This is a genomic window from Pararobbsia alpina (assembly GCF_902859895.1).
Classification (GTDB): domain Bacteria; phylum Pseudomonadota; class Gammaproteobacteria; order Burkholderiales; family Burkholderiaceae; genus Pararobbsia; species Pararobbsia alpina.
This window is the reverse complement of record NZ_CADIKM010000002.1, coordinates 61,137-83,883: the sequence shown is the minus strand read 5'-3', so window position 1 is coordinate 83,883 and position 22,747 is coordinate 61,137. Positions and strand designations below refer to the sequence as shown.

22 protein-coding genes are annotated in these 22,747 nt (G+C 64.9%); 9 read left to right on the top strand and 13 right to left on the bottom strand.

Features of this window, described 5'->3' with window-relative positions:
* Positions 1 to 7 precede the first annotated feature (7 nt).
* From HV670_RS02540 to flgL, 9 genes are all read left to right on the top strand, one after another.
* Positions 8 to 718: a flagellar hook assembly protein FlgD gene (locus tag HV670_RS02540; RefSeq protein ID WP_175103074.1), complete on the top strand. Its 711-nt coding sequence runs from the start codon at positions 8 to 10 to the stop codon at positions 716 to 718.
* Between the two features lie 67 nt (positions 719 to 785).
* Positions 786 to 2,096: a flagellar hook protein FlgE gene (flgE, locus tag HV670_RS02535; protein ID WP_175103073.1), complete on the top strand. Its 1,311-nt coding sequence runs from the start codon at positions 786 to 788 to the stop codon at positions 2,094 to 2,096.
* A gap of 91 nt (positions 2,097 to 2,187) precedes the next feature.
* Complete coding sequence (locus HV670_RS02530) at positions 2,188 to 2,952, top strand: flagellar basal body rod protein FlgF (RefSeq protein WP_175103072.1); 765 nt, start codon at positions 2,188 to 2,190, stop codon at positions 2,950 to 2,952.
* Positions 2,953 to 2,965: 13 nt separating this feature from the next.
* Positions 2,966 to 3,754 carry a flagellar basal-body rod protein FlgG gene (gene flgG / locus HV670_RS02525; protein ID WP_175103071.1) on the top strand — a complete coding sequence of 263 codons (789 nt, stop codon included), beginning with the start codon at positions 2,966 to 2,968 and terminating at the stop codon, positions 3,752 to 3,754.
* 164 nt (positions 3,755 to 3,918) lie between these two features.
* Positions 3,919 to 4,617, top strand: a complete 699-nt coding sequence (locus HV670_RS02520; protein ID WP_175103343.1) for a flagellar basal body L-ring protein FlgH — start codon at positions 3,919 to 3,921, stop codon at positions 4,615 to 4,617.
* Positions 4,618 to 4,685: 68 nt separating this feature from the next.
* Entirely contained in the window at positions 4,686 to 5,780 is a 1,095-nt protein-coding gene (locus HV670_RS02515) for a flagellar basal body P-ring protein FlgI (protein WP_246256962.1), read from the top strand.
* Positions 5,781 to 5,798: 18 nt separating this feature from the next.
* Positions 5,799 to 6,785, top strand: a complete 987-nt coding sequence (gene flgJ, locus HV670_RS02510; RefSeq protein WP_175103069.1) for a flagellar assembly peptidoglycan hydrolase FlgJ — start codon at positions 5,799 to 5,801, stop codon at positions 6,783 to 6,785.
* A 234-nt stretch (positions 6,786 to 7,019) separates the two neighbouring features.
* Positions 7,020 to 9,017, top strand: a complete 1,998-nt coding sequence (flgK, locus tag HV670_RS02505) for a flagellar hook-associated protein FlgK (RefSeq protein ID WP_175103068.1) — start codon at positions 7,020 to 7,022, stop codon at positions 9,015 to 9,017.
* A gap of 49 nt (positions 9,018 to 9,066) precedes the next feature.
* Positions 9,067 to 10,326, top strand: coding sequence for a flagellar hook-associated protein FlgL (gene flgL / locus HV670_RS02500; RefSeq protein ID WP_175103067.1), 1,260 nt, complete (start codon positions 9,067 to 9,069; stop codon positions 10,324 to 10,326).
* 194 nt (positions 10,327 to 10,520) lie between these two features.
* Here flgL and fliR read toward each other — a convergent pair whose 3' ends face one another.
* From fliR to fliF, 13 genes are all read right to left on the bottom strand, one after another.
* Complete coding sequence (gene fliR / locus HV670_RS02495) at positions 10,521 to 11,303, bottom strand: flagellar biosynthetic protein FliR (protein WP_175103066.1); 783 nt, start codon at positions 11,301 to 11,303, stop codon at positions 10,521 to 10,523.
* Positions 11,304 to 11,352: 49 nt separating this feature from the next.
* On the bottom strand, positions 11,353 to 11,622 hold the full coding sequence (gene fliQ / locus HV670_RS02490) for a flagellar biosynthesis protein FliQ (protein ID WP_175103065.1): 270 nt from the start codon (positions 11,620 to 11,622) through the stop codon (positions 11,353 to 11,355).
* 47 nt (positions 11,623 to 11,669) lie between these two features.
* Positions 11,670 to 12,383, bottom strand: coding sequence for a flagellar type III secretion system pore protein FliP (gene fliP / locus HV670_RS02485; protein WP_175103342.1), 714 nt, complete (start codon positions 12,381 to 12,383; stop codon positions 11,670 to 11,672).
* 155 nt (positions 12,384 to 12,538) lie between these two features.
* Positions 12,539 to 13,177, bottom strand: a complete 639-nt coding sequence (gene fliO, locus HV670_RS02480) for a flagellar biosynthetic protein FliO (RefSeq protein ID WP_246256931.1) — start codon at positions 13,175 to 13,177, stop codon at positions 12,539 to 12,541.
* On the bottom strand, positions 13,174 to 13,596 hold the full coding sequence (fliN, locus tag HV670_RS02475; RefSeq protein ID WP_175103064.1) for a flagellar motor switch protein FliN: 423 nt from the start codon (positions 13,594 to 13,596) through the stop codon (positions 13,174 to 13,176). The genes fliO and fliN overlap by 4 nt, the downstream gene beginning before the upstream one ends.
* Positions 13,589 to 14,593 (bottom strand): flagellar motor switch protein FliM, encoded by a 1,005-nt coding sequence (gene fliM / locus HV670_RS02470; protein WP_175103063.1) that lies wholly within the window; start codon positions 14,591 to 14,593, stop codon positions 13,589 to 13,591. Before fliM ends, fliN begins: the two co-directional genes overlap by 8 nt.
* A 13-nt stretch (positions 14,594 to 14,606) precedes the next feature.
* On the bottom strand, positions 14,607 to 15,083 hold the full coding sequence (gene fliL, locus HV670_RS02465; RefSeq protein WP_175103062.1) for a flagellar basal body-associated protein FliL: 477 nt from the start codon (positions 15,081 to 15,083) through the stop codon (positions 14,607 to 14,609).
* A gap of 237 nt (positions 15,084 to 15,320) precedes the next feature.
* On the bottom strand, positions 15,321 to 16,838 hold the full coding sequence (locus HV670_RS02460; RefSeq protein WP_175103061.1) for a flagellar hook-length control protein FliK: 1,518 nt from the start codon (positions 16,836 to 16,838) through the stop codon (positions 15,321 to 15,323).
* Positions 16,839 to 16,859: 21 nt separating this feature from the next.
* The gene (gene fliJ / locus HV670_RS02455; protein ID WP_175103060.1) at positions 16,860 to 17,318 is read right to left on the bottom strand and encodes a flagellar export protein FliJ; all 459 of its coding nucleotides are present in this window, start codon (positions 17,316 to 17,318) and stop codon (positions 16,860 to 16,862) included.
* Between the two features lie 108 nt (positions 17,319 to 17,426).
* Positions 17,427 to 18,959: a flagellar protein export ATPase FliI gene (gene fliI, locus HV670_RS02450; protein ID WP_175103340.1), complete on the bottom strand. Its 1,533-nt coding sequence runs from the start codon at positions 18,957 to 18,959 to the stop codon at positions 17,427 to 17,429.
* Positions 18,960 to 19,152: 193 nt separating this feature from the next.
* Positions 19,153 to 19,842, bottom strand: a complete 690-nt coding sequence (gene fliH, locus HV670_RS02445; protein ID WP_175103059.1) for a flagellar assembly protein FliH — start codon at positions 19,840 to 19,842, stop codon at positions 19,153 to 19,155.
* A 17-nt stretch (positions 19,843 to 19,859) separates the two neighbouring features.
* Positions 19,860 to 20,855: a flagellar motor switch protein FliG gene (gene fliG, locus HV670_RS02440; RefSeq protein ID WP_175103058.1), complete on the bottom strand. Its 996-nt coding sequence runs from the start codon at positions 20,853 to 20,855 to the stop codon at positions 19,860 to 19,862.
* Positions 20,845 to 22,638 (bottom strand): flagellar basal-body MS-ring/collar protein FliF, encoded by a 1,794-nt coding sequence (gene fliF / locus HV670_RS02435; protein ID WP_246256927.1) that lies wholly within the window; start codon positions 22,636 to 22,638, stop codon positions 20,845 to 20,847. The genes fliG and fliF overlap by 11 nt, the downstream gene beginning before the upstream one ends.
* Positions 22,639 to 22,747 lie beyond the last annotated feature (109 nt).

The following is a 22,747-nucleotide window of genomic DNA, read 5'->3' as shown; positions in this document are numbered from 1 at the left end:
CCTGACCATGACTTCCCCGATCAACAACTCGACTTCGAACGTCGGCGCGCCCGCACCCTCGAGCACCAACAGCAGCCTGTCCGGCGCCGAGAGCGCGTCGGATCTGCAGACCACGTTCTTGAAGCTGCTGGTGACGCAATTGCAGAACCAGGATCCGACCAATCCGATGGACAGCTCGCAGATGACCTCGCAGCTCGCCCAGATCAGTACGGTGTCGGGCATCAGCACGCTCAATACCTCGCTGACTTCGCTGTCGGCCCAGCTCAACGCGTCGCAGCAACTCCAGGCGGGCAACCTGATCGGCCAGGGTGTTCTGACCGCGGGCAATACGCTGTCGGTGCAGGCCGGCACGAGTTCGTCAGGCACCGCGACGCAGTACGCCACGCCGATCGGGGTGCAGTTTCCGAGCGCGGTCTCGGACGCGACCATCACGATCAGCGACGCGAACGGCAATGTCGTGCGCACGCTCGACCTCGGCGCACAGTCCGCGGGCGTGGTACCGGTCGCATGGGACGGCAACAATTCGGCCGGCATGCCAGTCGCGAATGGCAACTACACGTTCAAGGTCACGGCGGTCAGCGGCACGGCCAGTGCGACAGCCAACCCGCTCGCCTATTCGACCATTATCGCCGTGGGCGCGAATGCGGACGGCACGACGAACCTGAGTCTGTCGAATGGCCAGACGACCGATCTGACCGCCGTTGCGGAAATTATCTGATCAATGAATCCGGGTGCGGCGCCCAACGGTGCGTCCCCCTCTCTCAATTAAATTCAGGAGGTCTCTGATGGGTTACTCACAAGCCTTGAGCGGTCTGAGCGCTGCGTCCACCGAGCTGGACGTGGTCGGCAACAATATCGCGAACTCGTCGACCTACGGTTTCAAGGAAGGCTCCGCCGAGTTCGCCGACATGTACGCCAACACCGTGGCGACGGCGGTCACGGCGCCGGTGGGCACGGGTGTGCGCACCGTAGGTGTCGCGCAGGAGTTCGGACAGGGCACGTTCACGACCACGGGCGGCGAATATGACGTCGCGATCAACGGCAATGGTTTTTTCCGCCTCGAACAGAACGGCACCGTCGAGTATTCGCGCAACGGTCAGTTCCACACGGATTCAAACGGCTTCATCATCAATGCCGAAGGCGCGAACCTGACCGGCTATCCGGCGGGCGCCAACGGGGTGATCGCGACGACCAACCCGCAGCCCTTGCAGGTGCCGGACGGAAACATCCCGCCGCAGGCGAGCACGACGATCACCGCGACGTCGTTGAACCTGGATTCGTCGGAGGCCACGCCGACGGTCACGCCGTTCGACCCGACCAACAGCCAGAGCTACAACTACTCCACACAGATGACGACGTACGACTCGCTCGGCGATGCGCACACCGTCAATACCTACTTTGTGCGCAATCCGCAGCCGACTCCGCCGGTGACGCCTGCGACCGTCTCCTACACGGTTTATGCGCAGGAAGACGGCACGATGATCACGCCGCCGGCACCGCCAGCGGCCACGCCGGCCGCCGCCGCCGGGACGGTGGGCACGCTGACGTTCAGCTCGACCGGGACGCTCACGAGCTTTACCGATCCGTATGGCGTGGCGGGTGCCAATCCGGCGGCCGTGACGATGTCGCTGACCTCGGCGACCGGCTCGAACACGCCGACCAACATCACCTTCGATCTGACGGGCGCTACCGCCTTTGGCGGCACGGGCGATTCGGCCAATCTCCAGCCTAACGGCTATGCCGCCGGCAATTTCGTCGGCGTTGCCATTGCCGCGGACGGCACGGTGCAAGGTACGTATTCGAACGGCCAGACGCTGACGCTCGGCCAGATCGTGCTCGCCTCGTTCAATAACGACAACGGGCTGGCGCCGGTGGGCAACAACGCGTGGGTTCAAACGGCCGCGTCGGGCCAGCCGTCGGTCGGTGCGCCCGAATCGGGCACGCTGGGCGCGCTGACCTCGGGACAGCTCGAAAACTCGAACGTCGACCTGACCAACTCGCTGGTGGACCTGATCACCGCGCAACGCTTCTATCAGGCGAACGCGCAGTCGATCAAGACCCAGCAGACGGTCGACCAGACGCTGCTGCAGATGTAAGGCTGAAGACGCCATGCCCTGCGCGGGTTTGCCCGCGTAGGGCGCCGGCCCTCCGGGCCCCCTTCTTCCACAGGCTTAAACGCATACCGCCATGGACCGTTTGATCTACACCGCGATGACCGGCGCTTCACAGGCGCTCGAGGAGCAGGCGACCATCGCGAACAATCTGGCGAATACGTCGACGACCGGCTTCAAGGCGCAGCTCTCCGCGTATCGGGCGGTGCCGCTGAAGACGCAAGATCAGATCGCGACCAACAACAACGACGTGACGCGCACCTTCGTGCTCACCTCGACGCCGGTCGCCGACTATTCGTCGGGGATCATCACCCAGACCGGCAACCCGACCGACGTCGCGATCCAGGGTTCGGGCTGGTTCGCGGTACAGGCGGCCGACGGCAGCGAAGGGTATACGCGCAACGGCACGTTTCACGTCGACGAGAACGGCCAACTGGTGACATCGCAGAATCTCGTCGTCGAGGGCAACCAGGGACCGATCTCGATACCGCCGGGCGGCACGCTCCACATCGGTAGCGACGGCACGGTCTCGGTGCTCGGCGCCGGCGATCCGCCGAACACGATCGCCGTGGTCGACCGGCTCAAGCTCGTCAATCCGGCCAACTCGCTCATGGGGCGCAGCGACGACGGTCTGTTCCGGACCACCGACGGCAGCACACCGGACGTGGATCCGACCGTGCAGGTCGTGGGCGGCGCGGTGGAAACCAGCAATGTGAATCCGGTCGAGGCGATGGTGTCGATGATCGCCAATGGGCGGCAGTTCGAGATGCAGATGAAGCTGCTGCAGACCGCGGACAGTAACGAACAAAGCGCGAATGCGCTCCTGAACTTCAGCAGCTAGCTAGGAAAACATCATGAATCGCTCCCTGTACATCGCCGCGACCGGCATGAACGCGCAGCAGATGGAAATGGACGTCATCTCGAACAACCTCGCCAACGTGAGCACCAACGGCTTCAAGGGTTCGCGCGCGGTGTTCCAGGATTTGCTGTACCAGACCGAACGTCAGCCGGGCGCCGCATCGACCGGCACGACGCAGCTGCCTTCGGGCCTGCAGCTCGGCACGGGCGTGCAGCCCGTCGCGACCGAACGCCTGTTCTCGCAAGGTGCGCTCACGCAGACGAGCAATTCGAAGGATCTCGCGATTCAGGGCAACGGCTTTTTCCAGGTGCTGATGCCCGATGGCACGACCGCTTACACGCGCGACGGTTCGTTCCAGACCGACCAGAACGGCGTGATGGTCACGGCCGAGGGTTATCCGGTCCAGCCGCAGATCACGATTCCGCCGAACGCGACCTCGTTCACGGTCGGCACAGACGGGACCGTCACGATCACGACGCCAGGCAATGTCAACACGACGCAGATCGGCACGATGCAGCTCGCGAACTTCATCAACCCGGCCGGTATGCAGGCGCTCGGCGAGAACCTGTTCGCGGAAACCACGACATCCGGTGCGCCGCAGGTCGGCAATCCGGGCCTGAACGGCCTCGGCACGCTGAACCAGGGTTATGTCGAGACCTCGAACGTCAACGTGGTCCAGGAACTCGTCAACATGATCCAGACACAACGTGCGTACGAGATCAACAGCAAGGCGGTCGAAACCTCTGACCAGATGCTGCAGAAACTGACGGGTATGTCGACCTGATCCAGACGCAGCGTGCTCGCGAGATCAACGGCAAGACGGTCGGGACCTCCGCCCCGATGCTGCAGGAACAGACGAGCACGCAGCAACGACGCGGACTGGCAGCGCGCATTCGGCCGTGAGCTTCAAACACGATGGTGGCAGTGATGGTATCTCTCGACTCTATGATGACCGGGCTTCGGCGGCCGCAAGCGGCGGTCGCGACACGCCGCACGCTGGCGGCGTGCGCGGCCGCGCTGCTCGCCGCCTGCGCACAGATTCCGCCGCAGCCGCTCGTGCAGCAACCGATGACGGCCGTGCCGCCGCCCGCGCCCATCATCGCGCAGGCGACGGGCGCGATCTACACGGGCTATTCGGACCATCCGCTGTTCGAGGACAGTCGGCCGCGCAACGTCGGCGACGTCCTGACCATCGTGATCGCCGAAAACATCAACGCAACCAAGAGCTCGGGCACCCAGACCAATCGCACGGGCTCGGAGACCTTCACGCCGACTTCAGTCCCCGGCCTGCTCGGCGGCCTCTTGAGCCATTCGACGACCTCGCTCACTGGCAATAACGCGTTCCAGGCGACGGGCGGCGCCGCTGCGCAGAACAGTTTCACGGGTACGTTGACCGTCACCGTGACCAATGTGCTCGCGAACGGCAACCTCCAGGTCAGCGGCGAAAAGCAGATGCTGATCAACCAGGGCAACGAATACGTGCGCTTCTCGGGGGTCGTCAATCCGACCACGGTCGCGGGCGACATGACCGTCCGGTCGACCCAAGTCGCCGACGCCAAGATTGAATACAGTGCGAAGGGCTATATCAACGAGGCCGAGACCATGGGCTGGTTGCAGCGCTTCTTCCTCAACATCGCGCCATTCTGATCATGCCAAGCCTCCTCACTTATCGCGGGGTCCGACGCTGCGCATCGGCCGCGCTCGCCACCCTGTCGATGCTCGCGGTGGTGCTGGTGACAGTGCTCGGCGCGAGCCCGCGCATGGCCCATGCCGAACGTCTGAAGGACCTCGCGGCGGTCCAGGGCGTGCGCGACAACCCGCTGATCGGCTATGGTCTCGTGGTCGGTCTCGACGGCACGGGCGACCAGACCACGCAGACGCCGTTCACGATCCAGAGCCTGACCAATATGCTCGCGCGGCTCGGCATCACGCTTCCCGCGGCGACGAATATGCAGCTCAAGAACGTCGCGGCCGTCATGGTCACGGCGTCGCTACCCGCGTTCGCGCGGCCTGGCGAAGCCATCGACGTGACCGTTTCGTCGCTCGGCAATGCGAATAGCCTCAAGGGCGGCACCTTGCTGATGGCGCCGATGAAGGGCGCCGACGGCGTGGTCTACGCGATCGCCCAGGGCAATGTGTTGGTTGCCGGTGCGGGCGCGTCGGCCAATGGCAGCCGGGTCCAGGTCAACCAGCTCGACGTGGGCCGCATCACGAACGGCGCGCTCGTCGAACGCGCGGTGCCGACCGTGCTTGGCCAGGCCGGCACGCTGCAGATCACGCTGAACCAGACCGATTTCGACAACGCGCAACGCGTCAGCACGGCGATCAACGCGACCTTCGGCAGTGGCACGGCCGTTCCGGTCGACGGCCGCACGATCGCGATCCGTGCGCCCTCCGATCCGAGCCAGCAGGTCGCCTTCCTCGCGCAGATCGAAAACATCGACGTGACGCCGTCCAAGGACGCCGCGAAGGTCATCGTGAACGCGCGCACCGGCTCGATCGTGATGAACCAGATGGTCCAGCTCCAGGCCTGCGCGGTGGCGCACGGCAATCTGTCCGTGATCGTCAACACCACGCCGCAGGTCAGCCAGCCCGGACCCTTCTCGAACGGCCAGACGGCCGTCACCCAGCAGTCGCAGATCCAGGTTCGCCAGGAGAACGGCTCACTCAGGATGATCTCGGCCGGCGCCTCGCTCGCCGACGTCGTCAAGGGCCTCAACGCACTCGGCGCGACCCCGGCCGACCTGATCTCGATCCTCCAGTCGATCAAGGCCGCGGGCGCGTTGCGCGCGGACCTCGAAATCATCTAAGGCGGATGCACCATGGGCATGAGTCTCGATAGCAAACTGCAGAACCAGACCGACGCGAGCGACGTCTCGAAGCGCTTTGCGCTCGATACGGGCGGATTCGATGCGATGCGCATGGCGGTCAAGAACTCGCCGCTCGCCGGCGCGAAGATGGCCGCGCGTCAGTTCGACGCGGTCTTCATGCAGATGATGCTCAAGAGCATGCAGGACGCGACGCCATCCAACGGCATACTCGATAGCGAAACCAGCAAGACGTATATGTCGATGCTCGACCAGCAGCTCGCGCAGCAGCTCTCGAACAAGGGTATCGGCGTGGCTGACCAGATGCTCGGTCAACTGCTGCGCAACCAGGGCATCAAGGTCGGTCCCGACGGGCAGGTGATCAACCACGATGCAAACGGCACGGCGAGCGCACCGGGTTCGATCAACACCAATGCGATGCTCAATATGCTCGCGACACAGGCCTATGCCTCGCAGCATGGCGCCGGCGCGCCGCTCGCGCAGAATTCGCAGAGTTTCAACCCCGACGACAGCGATGCCGACTACGATGGTGACGACCGCCAACGTGCCTTCGTCGACAAGCTCGGCAATGCCGCGAAGACGGCGAGCGCCGCATCGGGCATTCCCGCACGATTCATCCTGTCGCATGCCGCACTCGAATCGGGCTGGGGACGTCACGAAATCCGCGGCGCCGACGGCACGACCTCGCACAATGTGTTCGGCATCAAGGCCGGCAAGAACTGGACGGGTCCGACAGTCACCGCGACGACCACCGAGTACGTCGACGGCGTGGCGCAGCACGTCAAGGCGAAATTCCGCGCCTATGGCTCGTATGAGGACGCGATGGTCGACTATACGAACCTGCTCAAGAACAACCCGCGCTATGCCGGCACGATGGCGTCGTCGCACGATGCGGCCGGGTTCGCCGCAGGGCTGCAGCGCGCGGGCTACGCGACCGATCCGGCCTATGCGAAGAAGCTCGTGAAGATCATGCAGCAAATGGTTTGAGGCGGCCGGGCGGGCATGCACCGGGCGTGGCGGAGTGCCGACGACGGGAACCAGCTCGGTGTGAGGTCGTACAACACCCCGCGCCGAGGCGCCGCGACACACCGCAGGCTCGGTTGGGTGGGCTCTCTTAAGTTTTCTGACCGACGGCCGTTATGCAGTCACTGACTGGCATGAGCCAATGACCGCCGCACCGTACCGGGTACGCCGGCACATCGCGGCACTAGAGGATCACGCATGGGACAATCGCTAATAGACATCGGCTTGAGCGGCCTGAACGCCGCGCAATACGGGCTGTCGACGACCAGCAACAACATCAGCAATGCGTCCACGCCAGGTTATACGCGCGAGGTCACGGAGTATGCCGAAGTCAATGGCCAGGACACGGGCTCCGGCTTCCTGGGTCGGGGCGTCAGTGTCACCACGGTTGCGCGACAATACAGCCAATACCTTACCCAGCAACTGAACCAGGCCACCGCGCAAGGTGGAACCCTGACCAGTTACAACGCTCAGGCCGAGTCGTTGAGCACGATCGTCGGCGATCCGACCGCAGGGCTGACGACGCAGCTCACGACGCTTTATACGGGCCTGCAAACCGTCAGCAGCGATGCGTCGGATCCGGCGTCGCGGGCGGCGGCGCTCGGTAATATGCAATCGCTCGTGTCGCAGTTCAACACGCTGACCAGTCAGTTCAATAGCGTGAGCGCCGGCGTGAATACCCAACTGCAGGGGGCGGTGACGAGTGTCAACCAGCTCGCCTCGCAAATCGCCTCGCTCAACGGCCAGATCCTCACCCAGCAGAATACGACGGGCGATGCGCCGAACCAGTTGCTCGACCAGCGCGATGCCGCGGTCGCGAGCCTGAGCCAGCTTATCGGTGCGACCACGACGACCAACACCAACGGATCGATCAATGTGTCGATCGGCAATGGCCAGTCTCTGGTAAACGGCAACGTGTCGTACCAGCTTGCCACGGTGCCTTCAGCGACGGATCCCTCCGAGCTCACGATCGCCTACGCGGTGACCGGCGCGGGCGGCACGACGACGAATATTCCGATCGCGGAAAGCAATCTTTCGGGCGGCACGCTCGGCGGCCTGCTCCAGTTTCGCAGCCAGATCCTCGACCCGCAGCAGCGCGCGCTCGGCAATATCGCGACGACGATCGGCACGACGATGAACGCCCAGAACGAAGCGGGCGTCACCCTGACCGGTGCAGCCGGCGGCCCGCTGTTCAACGTCTCGCAGCCGGTGATCACGCCCGCGACGACCAACACCGGCACGGGCTCGCTGAGCGCCACGTTCGGCGGTCCGACCCTGAGCCAGCTCACCGGCGATGACTATACGCTGTCCTATGACGGCACGAACTTCTCGCTGCAGGACAACACGACCGGTGGGGCACCGGTCCCGGTGACCTTCGATGCGAACGGCCAGGCCAACATCGACGGCATGACGCTCTCGATGTCCTCGCTGGCCGGTGTGCAGGCCGGCGATTCGTTTCAGATCAATGCCGATACACGGCAGGCCGGCACGACGATGACGATGGCCACGACCGATCCGTCGGCGATCGCCGCCGGATCGCCGTCGGCCAGCGCGACCGCAGGCTCGGCCAATACCGGCACCGGTGCGATCACGGTCAATCCGCCGCCGGGTACCGACTATCAGGGTGCCCTGCTGACTGGCAACGTGACCGCCACCTACAGTGACGCCACGCCGCCGCCGACGTTGACGTTTGTTCAAGGCACCGCGGGTGACCCCACGCCGAGCGTGACGGTCACCACGGCCGGTGTAACGACGACGTATCCGCCCGGCACGCCCGTTCCCTATACCGCGGGGATGACGATGACGGTCGGCGGTGTGTCGATGACCCTGTCGGGCACGCCGGTCAACGGCGATACGTTCTCGCTGGTCGCGAACAACGGCAGTGGAGACAACACGAACGTGCTTGCGATGGCCGCGCTGATGAATGCGAACACGATGGGCAATACGACGTTCTCGGGCGCCTACTCGTCCTTTGTCGGCGCCATCGGCAACGCGGCGCAGACATCGTCGACCGCGAGCGCCGCGCAGACCACGCTGATTGCGCAGGTCACGGCCGCGCAGCAGTCTGTATCGGGGGTGAACCTCGACGAGGAGGCGACCAATTTGCTGACCTATGAGCAGATGTATCAGGCCAACAGCAAGGTGATCCAGGCGGCCGGCACGATCTTCGACTCGATTATCGGAATCACGACCTGAAGACGACCGGGCACCGGAGCGTCAAATTCAATTCGAAAGGCAGATAATCATGCGCATCGCAACCAGCACGATCGACGCGATCGGCGTCAACGGGATGAACACCCAGCAAAACCAACTGGTCACGCTGTTGACGGAGATCTCGAGCAACCGTACGGTGAACGTCCCGGGGGACAACGGTGTCGCCGCCGCGCAGTCGGTCGGTGTTCAGACTGCAGTACAGATGAGCACGCAGTATGCGTCGAATCTGAGTTCCGCGACCACGTCGCTCGGTCTCGAGGACACCACGCTCGGCAGCATCTCGAGCACCATGCGAAACATCCAGACCGTTATCACCAATGCCAGCAACGGCTCGCTCACGGACCAGGACCGCGCCTCGTATGCGGCGGAACTCCAGAGCGACCGTTCGCAGTTGCTTGCGCTCGCGAACACGACCGATGCAACCGGCAATTACATTTTCGGCGGTTTCCAGACCACGAATCCGCCGTTCGTGAACAATGCGAACGGCATTGGCGCGACTTACGTCGGCGACCAGGGCCAGATCAATTCGCAGGTCAGCGCACAGCTTCAGCTTGCGACAAACGATCCGGGCAGCAACATCTTCATGACGGCGACGCCGGGTGCATCGCTGCCGATTCCCTCGGCGGCGAACAACAATACGGGTTCGGGCACGATCGGCGTGGTCTCGACGACGCAGGCGGGTGCGCCCGGCAATGCCGATTCGTACACCGTGTCATTTCAGGTCACGAACGGCAACACGACCTACACCGTCCAGGATACGACGCCTTCGGGTACGCCGCCGACCTTGCAGCCACCCACCAGTCCGCAGACGTACACAGCGGGTTCCGCGATCGCCCTCGGCAGCGGTCAGACGATCACGATCAACGGCGCACCCGCGGATGGCGACTCGTTCAACGTCGCGCCTCCGACCGCCGCGCAAAGCAACATCTTCACGACGCTCGACAATCTGATCGCGACGCTGCAAACGCCTCAGCAAAGCGCGAGTGGCCAGACCAACATTACCAATCAGCTCGCGACGTACAGCACGCAGGTAGCGAATACCGCCACGACTGTACTGACCGTGAACGCTTCGGTCGGCGCGCGGGAAACACAAGTCAACACGCTCACTACACAGGGTACGAGTACCAATCTTTCGTACTCGACCCAGCTCAGCAATCTCGTCGGGCTGACGACCGACCAGCTCGCGGGCGTGTATTCGCAGATGTCGACGCTTCAGACGCAGTTGAGCGCCACCCAGAAGGCGTACACGGCGGTGCAGGGCTTGTCGCTGTTCTCGACGATCACTGTGTAAGGCCGGGCGTGACGGCGCGAACGTTGCCGTTGCGGATGGAGGGGCTTGGTGGGAAAGGGTACGTAGCAGGTAAAGCCGCGCAAGACGGTAAAAAAAATTAATCGCTACGGGGGCGTCTTCACGGAAGGAAGAGCTGCCGGGGGGACGTGAGTGCGGCGGCCGCGAATTTCGCGGCCGCTTTTTTTCGTATGCGCTCAGCCCAGTGCGCTGATCACTCTCGCGACCGCATCCATTCCCGCACCGAACAGCCGCGCGAAGAAGGGCATGAGATTGGGTGTCATCCACTGAAGCATGAGGAAGCCGGTCGAGAGCGTGAGCGGGAAACCGACCTGGAACACACCGATCTGCGGCGCAGCCCGGTTCAGTACGCCGAGCGAGAGATTCACGATCAGCAGCGCGATGATGATCGGCAGCGCGAGCAGCAGCCCGGCCGAAAAGATCGTTTCGCCCCAGACGACGAGCGTGCGCAGGCCGGCCGCCGCCATCGGCGTATCGCTGATCGGGATCCGGTAGAAGCTGTCGATCAGTACGCCGAGGATTTGCAGGTGGCCGTCGATCGACAGGAAGGCGAGCAACGCGACCATGTTCATGAGGCGCGAAAGCACGTCGGTCGAGCCATCGGTGCTGCCTGTCAGGAGCTGGGCGAAGCTCAGGCCCATCTGCATGCCGGCCATGTCGGCGCCAGCCTCGATGGCCGCGAACACGATCTGCATCGTTAACCCGATCGCCGCGCCGATCACGATCTGCTGGGCCAGGATGAACAGGCCGGTGGGGGAGGCGATGCTCACCGCCGGCAAGGCGGGCAGGCCGGGAGCGATGATCAGGGTAATCAGCAGGGCGATGCCGATCTTGACCGTGGTCGAGATGGACGTATTGTTGAAGAACGGCGCGGTCGCGAGCAGCGCGAGCAGGCGCGTGGCCGGCCAGATGAAGGCAGCGAGCCAGGCGAGGAGCTGGGCGTAGGTGAAGGTGATCATCGGGAGGAGAGACTGATGAGGAGGCGCGCACCGCCGCCGGTGGCGAGCGTCAGCTGACCAGCGAGGGGATGTTCGTGAACACCTGCCGCATGTAGTCGAGCATCATGTGCAGCATCCACGGGCCGCCGACCACCAGCGCGCAGAAAACGGCAAGCAGTTTCGGGATGAAGCTCAGCGTCGATTCGTTGATCTGCGTCGCGGCCTGGAACAGGCTCACGGCGAGCCCGACCACAAGCGAGACAAGCAGCAGCGGTCCCGCGAGCGACAGGGCGACCACCATGGCCTGGTGGGCGATGCCCATGACGGATTCAGGTGTCATGCCGACCTCCTTGGCGGATCAGGCCGCGCAGCGGATGCGCGGCACGGTCATTGGAAGAAGCTCTGGGCGAGCGAGCCGATGATCAACTGCCAGCCGTCGACCAGCACGAACAACATCAGCTTGAACGGCAGCGAGATGGTCGCCGGCGACACCATCATCATCCCCATCGACATCAAGACGCTGGCCACGACCAGATCGATAATCAGGAACGGAATGAAGATCGTGAATCCGATCTGGAATGCGGTCTTGAGTTCGCTGGTCGCGAACGCCGGTACGAGCAGCGACAGCGGCACGTCAGCCGGCGTATTCATGGGCGCCGCATGCGAAATCCTGGCGAACAGTGCGAGATCGGCCTCGCGTGTCTGGCGCAGCATGAACTGCTTGAACGGCTGGGCACCGCGCGTGACGGCCTCCTCGAAAGGGATCGTGCCCGCGGAAAACGGCTTGTAGGCGTCATTGTAGGCCCGCTCGAGCACCGGCGACATCACGAACAGCGTGAGGAACAAGGCGAGTCCCGTCAGCACCTGGTTCGGCGGCGTGGTCGACAAGCCCATTGCCTGGCGCAGCAGCGACAGCACGATGATGATCCGCGTGAAGCTGGTCATCAGCAGCAGCACGGCGGGCAGGAAGGTCAGCGACGTGAGGAACAGCAGCGTCTGGACCGGCAGCGAGTAGCTCGTGCCGCCGTTCGCACCCGGGATCGCGATGAATGCGGGCAGGCCGCCCGGCGCGGTGCCCGCGCTTTGCGCGAAGGCGAGCATCGGCAGCGCGAGCGTCGCGCCGAGCACGACGCGGCGTGCGAGCCGGCGCCATTGCTCGCCGGTGCGGCGCGCAAGACGGGCGGCAGGCGATGCCGGGGACGCGGCGGATGCCGTGTTGGCGGGGACGGGCTTCACGAGGACCGTCATGAGGGATTTCATGAGCCGGACCCCGAGCCATCGCGACGCGGCGACTTGCCGAGCTTCTCGCTCAGGCGTTGGCGGAAATCCATCGCGAACTGCGAAACGTGCGGGGCCACCGCGGGTGAGGAAGACGCATGCGTGGATTCACGTGCGGGCAGGGTATGCAGATGACTGACGCTGCCCGGGGCAACGCCGAGCACAAGCCAGGTGTCCTCGATCTCGACCACCACCACGCGCTCTTTCTGCGAGAGGGCTGTGCTGCTCACGAATTTCACGAGTCCGGGGCGGGGTGCCGGCCGGTTCACGCCAAAACGGCGCGCGATCCATGCGCAGCCGAGTATCAGGCCGACCACCAGCAGCAGGCCGAAGACTGCCTGGAACATGGCGGCGAAGCCGAGCGACGGGACGGCCGAACCGCTCACGACGGCCTGGCTCGCGACCTCGGCGGCCCTGGAGGCGGCCGTGTTCAGTCCTCCCCCGACGACACCCGAGGCGACGATCGAGCCGCTTCCCAACTGCTGTTCACCGGCCGCATACGCGGTACCGATCCAGCTGCCTGCCCCCACCACGCCCACGGCTGGCAGCATCGCCGCTGCACGCATTGCCCGGATGGCGCCGCGACACCCTTGCAGGCGCCATGCCCTTGCTTTCATCGATTCAGCTTCCGGATCCGCTCGGACGGCGTGATGATGTCGGTCAGGCGAATACCGAACTTGTCGTTGACCACGACCACTTCGCCCTGCGCGATCAGGCAGCCGTTCACGAGTACGTCCATCGGTTCGCCAGCCATGCCGTCGAGCTCGACGACCGAGCCCTGCGCGAGTTGCAGCAGGCTCTTGATCGCAATCTTTGTACGCCCGAGTTCCACGGTCAGCTGGACCGGGATATCGAGGATCATGTCGATGTCGTTGCGCGTATTCGTCTGCGGCGCGCCCGCGAGCGGCTGGAACACGCTTGCGCCGGCCGAACTGACGGCGGGTGTGGTGACCGCGGTCTGCTGCTCGGCCAACGCGCTCGCCCAGTCGTCGACACTCGATTCTTCGTCCGGCATCGGGGTCGTCGTATCACTCATATCCGCTTTCCTTGTTGGTATCCATCGAGCTGATCATCCTGTTCACGCGCAGCGCGTACTGACCGTTGAAGATCCCATAGTTGCAATCCATCACGGGCACGCCGTCGACCTTCGCGGTGACCTCTTCGGGCATCGCGAGCGGCAGCACGTCCCCGACCTGCATGTTCAGGATCTGGTGGAAATCCGTCGTGATTTCCCCGAGTTCGACCTTGAGGTCGACGAATGCGGTCTGCACCTGTTGCGAGAGCAGCCTGACCCAGCGCCGATCGACCTCGAGCGCCTCGCCCTGAAGCGGGCTCGAGAGCGTATCGCGCACCGGCTCGATCATCGAATACGGCATGCAGATGTGCATCTGGCCGCCACTCGAACCGAGCTCCACCGTGAACGCGGTCGAGACCACCACCTCGTTGGGGGTCGCGACGTTCGCGAACTGTGTCTGAACCTCGGCGCGGATGTATTCGAACTCGACCGGGAAAACCGGCTTCCACGACGTGCCGTAGTTCTCGAACACGATGTTCAGCAGGCGCAGGATGATCCGCTGTTCAGTCGGCGTGAAGTCCCGCCCTTCGACGCGGGTATGGAAACGCCCGTCGCCACCGAACAGGTTGTCGACGATCAGGAACACGAGGTTCGGATCGAACACGAACAGCGCCGTGCCGCGCAGTGGCTTGATATGGACCAGGTTCAGGTTGGTCGGCACGGGCAGGTTGCGGATGAACTCGCTGTACTTCTGCACGCGCACGGGGCCGATCGAGATTTCGGCGCTGCGGCGAATGAAGTTGAAGAGCGACGCGCGCATCAGCCGGGCAAAACGCTCGTTGATGATTTCGAGCGTCGGCATCCGCCCGCGGACGATCCGTTCCTGCGTGGCCAGGTTGTAGGGCCGTACCGAGCTCCCTTCGGAGCCCGAGCGGGCGTCGGCCCCGTCCTGGTCGCCATTGACGCCCTTCAGGAGGGCATCAACCTCCTCTTGTGACAGGAACTCTTCATGCGACATGGTTCTGGTTCACTCACTGGACCACGAATTCGGTGAACAGCACTTCGGCGACATGGTTCGTCGGTGCGCCGGGGCTGAAGGGCTGGTCGCAGGACGACTTGATCTCCGCGGCGAGCTTCTGCTTGCCGTCGAGCGTGATCAAGTCTTCCGGATGCTTGTTCGAGAGCATCAGCAGGATGCGGCTGCGCAGTTCGGGCATGTGTTCGGTCAGGCGGCCCTCGCTGCCGGAATCCGAGAGACGCAAGGTAAGGCCCACGTGCACATAGCGCTGGCCGTCGTCGGACAACAGGTTCACCGTGAACGGCTCGAGCGTGAAGAATATCGGCGAGGGGATGACCCGTGCCGCCGGCGCACCCTGTTTCTGTTTGGACAGCAGCCAGAACGCGACGCCCCCCCCTCCGATGACCAATACCAGCACGGCCGCGAGAATGATGATCAGCGTGTTCTTGCCGCTTGCGCGGGCCGGTTCAGGTGTCGTCGTAGTTGCCATGGGAAAATTCCTTGTGCTTGCAGGATGAATTGTCGTGGAACGGGCTTGCGCCGATCGGCGGAACAGAAGCCCGAAAACCGGCCAACTCATACATTTGCGGCGCTTGTGTCTGCGCGCGCCATGCGGGATCCGCGCAATCCTTCGCGCAATCTCTTATATCGGCGGATGACCGCGCAGGCTTTAGCTTTCGGAAAGAAGAGTCCCGGGGCGCGAACGTCCCCGGGTCGGGACGAGCGATCAGGCGAACGTGTCCACTGCGCGGTTCGAGACGCGTACGTTGGCAACCTGGGCGATCGGCGCATCCGCGTCGCTGTCGTTGTCGCGCGACGAGGAGCCGGAGCGGTTGCCATTGCCGTTGCCATTGCCCCGGCCCGAACCGCTGCCGTTCTGCTGCGAGAACGCGGCGAACTGTTGCTGGGCCGAGCCGTCGGAGACGGTCGTGCTACCCAGGCCGATGCCGGTTTGCTGGAGCGCCTCGCGCAGCTGCGGCAAGGCGGCCTCGACAGCGTCCCGCACCTGCTGATGCTCCGAGGTGAACATCGCGGTGGCGTTCTTGTCGGCCACATTGAGCACGACCTGCAACGGACCGAGGTCGGGCGGGTTCAGGCTCAGTTGCGCGGTTTGCTCGTGTGCGCTGGTCAGAAATACAACCTTCTGCGAAAAGGCGTCGGCCCAGGCGGACGTGTTGCCGACGGGCGGTGAAACGACAAGGGGGGCGGCCTGAGCCACGGCCTGCGCGCCCACCGCTGACGTCTCCGGGCTGGCCGCGGCCTGCGCGGTCAATGCGGCGATGTCCGCTGCATTGCCACCGACCGCGGCATTGTTGTTCTTGTCGCCGGCGTTTGCGGCCAGTGCGGCCTTGTCGAGGGCGGCCGCCTGAGCGTTCGTATTGGCTGCAGCACTGGTCGCGGAGGCCGTGGCAGTGTCCGTGGCGGCGTTCGAATTCGCGCCGGCGCTCGCCTGGGTGTTGGCCGCGCTGACGTTGGCGCCATTCGCGGCAGCCGTCTTCGCGGCGCCGTTGAGAGTCGAGGCGCTCACGGGAGTCGCGGCCGCGGCTGTCGCTACAGCACCGGCACCGAGCTTCGGCAGGGCGACGCCATTCTGGCTGAGCATGCTGAGCGCGGCTTGCAGCGCGGATGCCCCGCTTGCCGTGCCGATGGCGGGTGCTGCGTTGGTATTGGCGTTCTGCATGCCGGCCGCTCCCGCGGCGGACTGCCCGTTGGCCTGGGCTGCCAGTGTGGCCGCTGCTGCCGCGGCGGCGTCTTGCGCAGCGCTTATCCCCTCGCTCGTGACGCCGTTGGCTTGTGCGTCGGCGGTGTTTGCGGCCTGCCCCGCCGCGCCCGTGCCGGGCTGGGCTGTCTGTGCCGCCGCCATGGCCGCGGCCGCCGCTGCCGTCGCGGCGGCGGCGAGGGCCGCCTGGTTCGGCTGAGCCCGGTCGTGCCCCTGGTGGGTCGTGCCGTGTGCCGCGTGCTGCGTGGTCGGGACCTTGTTGTTCGATGTGCTCGGATGCGTCGCGCTGGTATTGCCGGTGCCGTCGTTGGACGCCTGCCTGCTCTGTCCCTGGGCCGGGCCGCCGGAGTTGCCCGAGCTGTTTCCGCCCTGCTGAGCCGGCGGCTGCAGGGTGTCTTGCGCATTCTGGAGCGCATTGCCGAAACTGGAGGCACCATCCGGTGCGTTCGTTTGGGACGCGGCATCGGAAGCGCCGGTCAAGGCCTGTACCGCGCTGCTGGCTGCGGCGATCAAGAGTGGCAACATTTCTTTCTCAATATGAAGAGACTAGTCGTGCGAAGGGTCATTGCGCAGGCGCATGACTTTCGCAGCGTGTTCGTCGGATTCGCGCTGCTCGCGGCGCGCGAAGACGACCTGCTCGCGCTGGCGCGCGCGTTCCGCGAGCGCTTCGTACGAGGTCACCTTACGGCGTTTCTCGGCCCACGCTGCGCGTGCGGCGTCGAGTTTTTGTTGCGCCACGGCGAGCACGCGGCGCTGTTGTTCGATGGCTGCATCGAGCGTGTCGATGAAGGTCTGGAAATTGCGCCAGTTCGCTCCCGACAGCCCTGCCTGGGCCGACAAAGTCAGCCGCGAACGATATTCGTCGCGGTACTGGATCAGCGATTCCGTCTGTGATTCGGCTTCGCTGCACGCCTGCTGGGCCTGGCCCAGCGCGCGCTGCGCATCGTCCAGTTCGTCGGTCGCCAGTTCGATCAGCGTGGTGAGCGGCAACTCGTTCGACTTCATCACAAGGCTCCTTCTCTAAATCCGCGTCACCAGGTACAAGCACTACGAACAGGTACACGCATCACGGACACGACCAACATGACAGGCACTGCAGGCATCCGTGCGGCCTCAACCCGTGCTGAACAGCGCACCGAGCTGGGCGAGGCTCGTCCCATGGTCGGCACGTTCCTGCATCTTCTGCTGGAGAAAGGCCTCGAGTCGCGGGTACATCGCAATCGCGCGGTCGATCAGCGGGTCGCGACCACTTGCATAGGCGCCCACGGCGATCAGGTCGCGATTGCGCTGATAGCGCGACAAGGACTGTTTGAACCGGCGCACATCGTCGAACTGCTGCTCAGTCACGAGCGCCGCCATCGCGCGGCTGATCGATGCCTCGATGTCGATCGCCGGATAGTGGCCGCTTTCGGCCAACGAGCGCGACAGCACCACGTGGCCGTCGAGAATCGCGCGCGCCGAATCGGCGATCGGATCCTGCTGGTCGTCGCCTTCGGTCAGTACCGTGTAGAACGCGGTGATCGAACCGCCGCCTTTCGGACCGTTGCCCGTTCGCTCGACCAGCGCAGGCAGCTTGGCGAACACAGACGGCGGATAGCCCTTGGTCGCCGGCGGTTCGCCGATGGCCAGCGCGATCTCGCGCTGCGCCATTGCATAGCGGGTCAGCGAGTCCATGATCAGCAGCACGTTCTTGCCGCAGTCGCGAAAATACTCCGCGAGCGTGGTCGCATAGGTCGCGCCCTGTAGCCGCATCAGCGGTGTCACGTCGGCCGGCGCGGCGACCACGACGGAGCGCGCGAGGCCTTCGGCGCCGAGGATCTGCTCGATGAATTCCTTGACTTCGCGGCCGCGTTCGCCGATCAGGCCGACGACGATCACCTCGGCGCTCGTATAGCGCGCCATCATCCCGAGCAGCACCGACTTGCCGACCCCGGAGCCCGCGAACAGGCCCATGCGCTGGCCGCGTCCGACCGTGAGCAGCGCGTTGATCGCGCGCACGCCCACGTCGAGCACCTCGTGGATCGGGTCGCGCAGCAGCGGGTTGATCAGGGTGCCGTGCAGCGAGGCATCGGCTTCGGTCTTGAGCGGGCCCAGACTGTCGAGCGGCCGGCCGGCCGAATCGACCACGCGGCCGAGCATGCCGAAGCCGACGGGCAGACGTTTCTGGCCCGCATGCGGGTCCTCGACCGGTGCGAGCTCGAGCGGGAACACGCGTGCTCCCGGCAGCAGGCCGGCGACTTCGGTGGTGGGCATCAGGAAGAGCCGCTCGCCCGAAAAGCCGACGACTTCGGCCTCGGCCATCTTGCTGGAATTGCCCGGCTGGAGTTCGATCAGCGCACCCGCGCCAACCGGCATGCGAATGCCGATCGCCTCGAGCACCAGGCCGGCCGCGCGCGTGAGCCGGCCGCAACGCAGCAGCGGTCTCGCAAGCGCGCTGGCATGGCCGACCTCCGCCATGCGCTGGCGCCATGCCGCAAGATGAGGGTTCGAGGCGAGCGCGGGATCGTGCGGCGCGACGATCGCTGCGCGAGCCGCGGCATCGGGCTGCAGGAACGGTTGCTGGCGCTGCTCCGCGGCTTCCTGTTCGGCGTCGAGTTCCGCTTCGAGTTCGGCGACCGTGCGGACCTTGCTCGGCGTCCAGTCCATCTCGTCGAGATCGTGGGGCTCGGAGACCGGCGCCGGCGCATGGGTTGGATGCGGGGGGGGCGTCGGGGTGGACGTCGGAGGGGACGTCAGGGTGGACGTCACTGCGGGCGCCTGCGTCAACGCCGTCATCTCCGCGAGTTCGCGGTCGAGTTCGTCGAGATCCGGGGGCAGCAGCGGGGCGTTCATGGGCGCTCTACCATTCGCTGTGTTCGCCGAGCGCGAGCAGCACGCGCTTCCAGCGTGTCGCGAGGGTCGCGTCGACTTCGCCCGTGGCCGCGCGTGCGCGGCAGCCGCCCCGCTCGACGTTGGGGTCGGCTCGCATCACCCAGCCGCTCGTCTCGAGTTCTTCCTTTAGGTAAGCCTCGAGCACCGGCATGTCGGCCGGGTTCACGAGGATCTGCGGTGTTCCGGCGAGCGCGGGATCGGCCGCGAGCACTTCGCGCACGGCGCCGAGCAGCACGGTCGGGTCGAGCGTGATGCTTTGGCGCACGACTTCCCGCGCCACGTCGTAGGCGAGCGCGACGATGCCGTCGGCGACTTCCGCATCGGCCGCCTTGAGCGCGGTCATGAACGAATCGGCGAGCGCCTTGAGCTGGGCCGCGACGAGTTGGGCTTCCGCGAGGCCCTGGTTCAGTCCATCGAGGTGGCCGGCCGAAAAGCCGGCTTCGTACCCTTGCGCTTGTCCGGCCGCGAGCCCCTCGGCGTAGGCGGCCGCACGGGTTTCCTCGGCGAGCCGCGCGCGCTCCGCGATCGATGGATCGGGCAATTCCTCCGGCTCGACGACCGGCTCCGGAGGAGGCGGAGGCGGCGGATCGAAGGACGCCATCTCCCAGCGCTGATAGGCGGTGAGACGTTCCTTCGAGATGATTTGGCCGCGGCTCATGGACTGCTTCCTTCGCGTCAGATGTACGCGTCTTCAGGTTTGCTGCCGAGTGCGATCTCGCCTTCGTCGGCAAGACGGCGCACGACCTGCAGAATGTTCTTCTGCTCGGTCTCGACTTCGGAAACCCGTACAGGTCCCCGCGACTCGAGGTCTTCGCGCAGCAGTTCGGCCGCGCGTGACGACATGTTCTTGAGAATCTTCTCGCGCAACTCGGGCCGTGCGCCCTTCAGCGCGATGATCAGCGATTCCGACTCGACTTCCTTGAGGATCACCTGGATGCCGCGGTCTTCGATATCGAGCAGGTTGTCGAAGACGAACATCTGATCGACGATTGCCTGGGCGAGCTCCTCGTCATAGCCGCGTACGGTGGAGATGACCGACTCCTCGTTCACGCTGCCCATGAAGTTGAGGATTTCGGCCGCCGCGCGCACGCCGCCCATCGGGCTGCGCTTGAGGTTGTCGGAGCCAGAGAGCAGCTTGGTCAGCACGTCGTTGAGTTCGCGCAATGCCGTCGGCTGGATGCCGTCGAGCGTCGCGATGCGCAGCACCACGTCGTTGCGCAGCCGTTCGGCGAAGAACTCGAGCACTTCGGACGCCTGGTCGCGGTCGAGGTGCACGAGGATCGTCGCGACGATCTGCGGGTGTTCGTTCTTGATCAGTTCGGCGACCGCGCCCGAGTCCATCCACTTGAGGCCTTCGATACCGCTCGTATCGCCGCCCTGCAGGATTCGTTCGATGAGGCCCGATGCCTTGTCGTTGCCGAGCGCCTTGGTGAGCACCGCGCGGATGTATTCGCCCGAGTCGAGCGAGAGCGCCGAAAGCTGTTCCGCCTCGTGGCGGAATGCCTCGAGCACCGCGTCGATCTGGTCGCGCGTCACGTGCTTGAGGGTCGCCATGGTCGCGCCGATCTTCTGGACTTCGCGTGGCGCGAGGTACTTGAAGACTTCAGCTGCTTCATCCTCGCCGATCGACATCAGCAGGATCGCGGCTCTGTTCAGGCCTTCAGCGTTCATCGTTCACCCAGTTCTTGATCACGGTTGCGACCGCCTTCGGATCGGACTTCGCGACTTGGCGCGCATACGTCAGGTTGCGTTCGAACGAAGTCATGACCGGCGCGCCGAGTGCCGCGTTTTCTCCGATTGCCGCGACGAGATTGCCGTCGGCGTCGACCAGCTTGCCTTCGGACGTGGTCGGACCTTCGAGGGCCGCGACCGCGGCGGCTTCGGAGTCCGCCGGGTTCACCGGGTTGAGGCGGCCCTTCATCCAGGGGCGCAGCACGCCGAAGAACAGCACCAGGAAGACCATCGCCATCAGCACGTACTTGCCGCCGGTCGTGGCGAGATTGAGGGTTTCGGGCTGCTTCCAGAACGGCAGGTCCGGACTCTTGACGCCGGTCGAGAATTCACCGTTGACCACATTCAGCGAATCGCCGCGCTGCGAGTTAAAACCCATCGCATCGCTCGCGAGCTGCTTGACCTGGGCGAGCTGGGCCGCGCTGAGCGGCTGCATCGTCACATGGCCCTTCGCGTCGACGGTCGGCTTGTAGTTGACGAGCACGGCGGCGGTCAGGCGGCGGACCTGGCCTTGCGGCTGCTCGACGTGACGCACGGTCTTGTCGAGTTCATAGTTGGTCGTCGTGTCCTTGTGCTCGCTCGACGGTCCGAGGTTGGTGCCCGCCGCGGTTGCACCGCTCGCCGGGGTGGGGTTCACGAGCGGCGCGCTGGCCGGTTGCGGCGGCGTGTTGGACAGCGCACCGGGTACGCCGCCCGACGGCGTCTGGCCGATTTCCTTCGACTCGCTGGTCTGCTGGCTGCGGATCGCGCTGTCCTTCGGCGTTTCGTTCGGCGTGTACTGCTCGCTGCTCTGCTCGATCTTCGAGAAATCGATGTCGGCGGCGACTTGCGAGTGCACATTGCCTTCACCGAACAGCGGCGCGAGGATCGCATCGATACGGCGCTGTGTGTCCTCCTGGATCTGCGCGACGTATTTCAGCTGGGTCGCATCGAGGCCGTTGCCCACGGTGGGTGCCGTCAGCAGATTGCCGTTCTGGTCGACGATCGTGACGTTCTTCGCGGGCATGTCGGGCACGGCCGACGAGACCATATGCGTGATCGCGGCGACCTGGCCCTCGTCGAGCACGCGGCCCGGCCACAGATTGATCATCACCGAGGCGGTCGGGTTCTGCTTTTCGCTGACGAACACGGTCGGCTTCGGAATCGCGAGATGCACGCGCGAATCGCTGACGGCCGACAGCGCATTGATCGTGCGCTCGAGTTCGCCTTCGAGCGCGCGCTGGTAGTTGACCTGCTCGGCGAACTGACTGATACCGAATTTCTCATTGTCCATCAGTTCGAAGCCGACCGACCCACCCTTGGGCAGACCTTGTTGGGCAAGCCGCAGACGCGTCTCGTGGACCTGGTCGGCAGGTACGAGGATCGCACCGCCCGCATCGGTGAACTTGTAGGGCACGTTCATCGTCTGCAGCGCGGTGATGATCGCGCCGCCGTCGCGATCCGAGAGATTGCTGTAAAGCACCTTGTAGTCGGGTGCGCGACTCCAGAGATAGAGGGCCGCCAGCACCGCGATCAACAATGCGCCGACCAGCATGACAGGCAGGCGCGGATTGGTGCGGAGCTGGCCGATGAACGGCATGCGCTGTTCGAGCGCGGCGATCGTCGGATTCGTCGAGGGCACGGGCGATGCGACGGGGGCCGGAGCCGGTGCGGGCGCGGCGACGGCATTGCCGGCGCCCGGCGCAGTCATCGCCGACGGCGTCGGGGTCGTCGCGGCGTTCATGCGGCGCCTCGCGGCATGCGAGTCGTGTTCAGGCTGGATGAAACCATCATCACGGCGAAACTCTCCAGTATTCGATGGTGCGGCGACGTCTGGCGCCTCACGGAACCCG

Bases quoted from the DNA above. Each gene is read 5' to 3' on its own strand.
- HV670_RS02540 (WP_175103074.1), top strand. From the start codon at position 8: ATGACTTCCCCGATCAACAACTCGACTTCGAACGTCGGCGCGCCCGCA.
- flgE (WP_175103073.1), top strand. From the start codon at position 786: ATGGGTTACTCACAAGCCTTGAGCGGTCTGAGCGCTGCGTCCACCGAG.
- HV670_RS02530 (WP_175103072.1), top strand. From the start codon at position 2,188: ATGGACCGTTTGATCTACACCGCGATGACCGGCGCTTCACAGGCGCTC.
- flgG (WP_175103071.1), top strand. From the start codon at position 2,966: ATGAATCGCTCCCTGTACATCGCCGCGACCGGCATGAACGCGCAGCAG.
- HV670_RS02520 (WP_175103343.1), top strand. From the start codon at position 3,919: ATGACCGGGCTTCGGCGGCCGCAAGCGGCGGTCGCGACACGCCGCACG.
- HV670_RS02515 (WP_246256962.1), top strand. From the start codon at position 4,686: ATGCTCGCGGTGGTGCTGGTGACAGTGCTCGGCGCGAGCCCGCGCATG.
- flgJ (WP_175103069.1), top strand. From the start codon at position 5,799: ATGAGTCTCGATAGCAAACTGCAGAACCAGACCGACGCGAGCGACGTC.
- flgK (WP_175103068.1), top strand. From the start codon at position 7,020: ATGGGACAATCGCTAATAGACATCGGCTTGAGCGGCCTGAACGCCGCG.
- flgL (WP_175103067.1), top strand. From the start codon at position 9,067: ATGCGCATCGCAACCAGCACGATCGACGCGATCGGCGTCAACGGGATG.
- fliR (WP_175103066.1), bottom strand. From the start codon at position 11,303: ATGATCACCTTCACCTACGCCCAGCTCCTCGCCTGGCTCGCTGCCTTC.
- fliQ (WP_175103065.1), bottom strand. From the start codon at position 11,622: ATGACACCTGAATCCGTCATGGGCATCGCCCACCAGGCCATGGTGGTC.
- fliP (WP_175103342.1), bottom strand. From the start codon at position 12,383: ATGCTCGCCTTCGCGCAAAGCGCGGGCACCGCGCCGGGCGGCCTGCCC.
- fliO (WP_246256931.1), bottom strand. From the start codon at position 13,177: ATGAAAGCAAGGGCATGGCGCCTGCAAGGGTGTCGCGGCGCCATCCGG.
- fliN (WP_175103064.1), bottom strand. From the start codon at position 13,596: ATGAGTGATACGACGACCCCGATGCCGGACGAAGAATCGAGTGTCGAC.
- fliM (WP_175103063.1), bottom strand. From the start codon at position 14,593: ATGTCGCATGAAGAGTTCCTGTCACAAGAGGAGGTTGATGCCCTCCTG.
- fliL (WP_175103062.1), bottom strand. From the start codon at position 15,083: ATGGCAACTACGACGACACCTGAACCGGCCCGCGCAAGCGGCAAGAAC.
- HV670_RS02460 (WP_175103061.1), bottom strand. From the start codon at position 16,838: ATGTTGCCACTCTTGATCGCCGCAGCCAGCAGCGCGGTACAGGCCTTG.
- fliJ (WP_175103060.1), bottom strand. From the start codon at position 17,318: ATGAAGTCGAACGAGTTGCCGCTCACCACGCTGATCGAACTGGCGACC.
- fliI (WP_175103340.1), bottom strand. From the start codon at position 18,959: ATGGACTGGACGCCGAGCAAGGTCCGCACGGTCGCCGAACTCGAAGCG.
- fliH (WP_175103059.1), bottom strand. From the start codon at position 19,842: ATGAGCCGCGGCCAAATCATCTCGAAGGAACGTCTCACCGCCTATCAG.
- fliG (WP_175103058.1), bottom strand. From the start codon at position 20,855: ATGAACGCTGAAGGCCTGAACAGAGCCGCGATCCTGCTGATGTCGATC.
- fliF (WP_246256927.1), bottom strand. From the start codon at position 22,638: ATGAACGCCGCGACGACCCCGACGCCGTCGGCGATGACTGCGCCGGGC.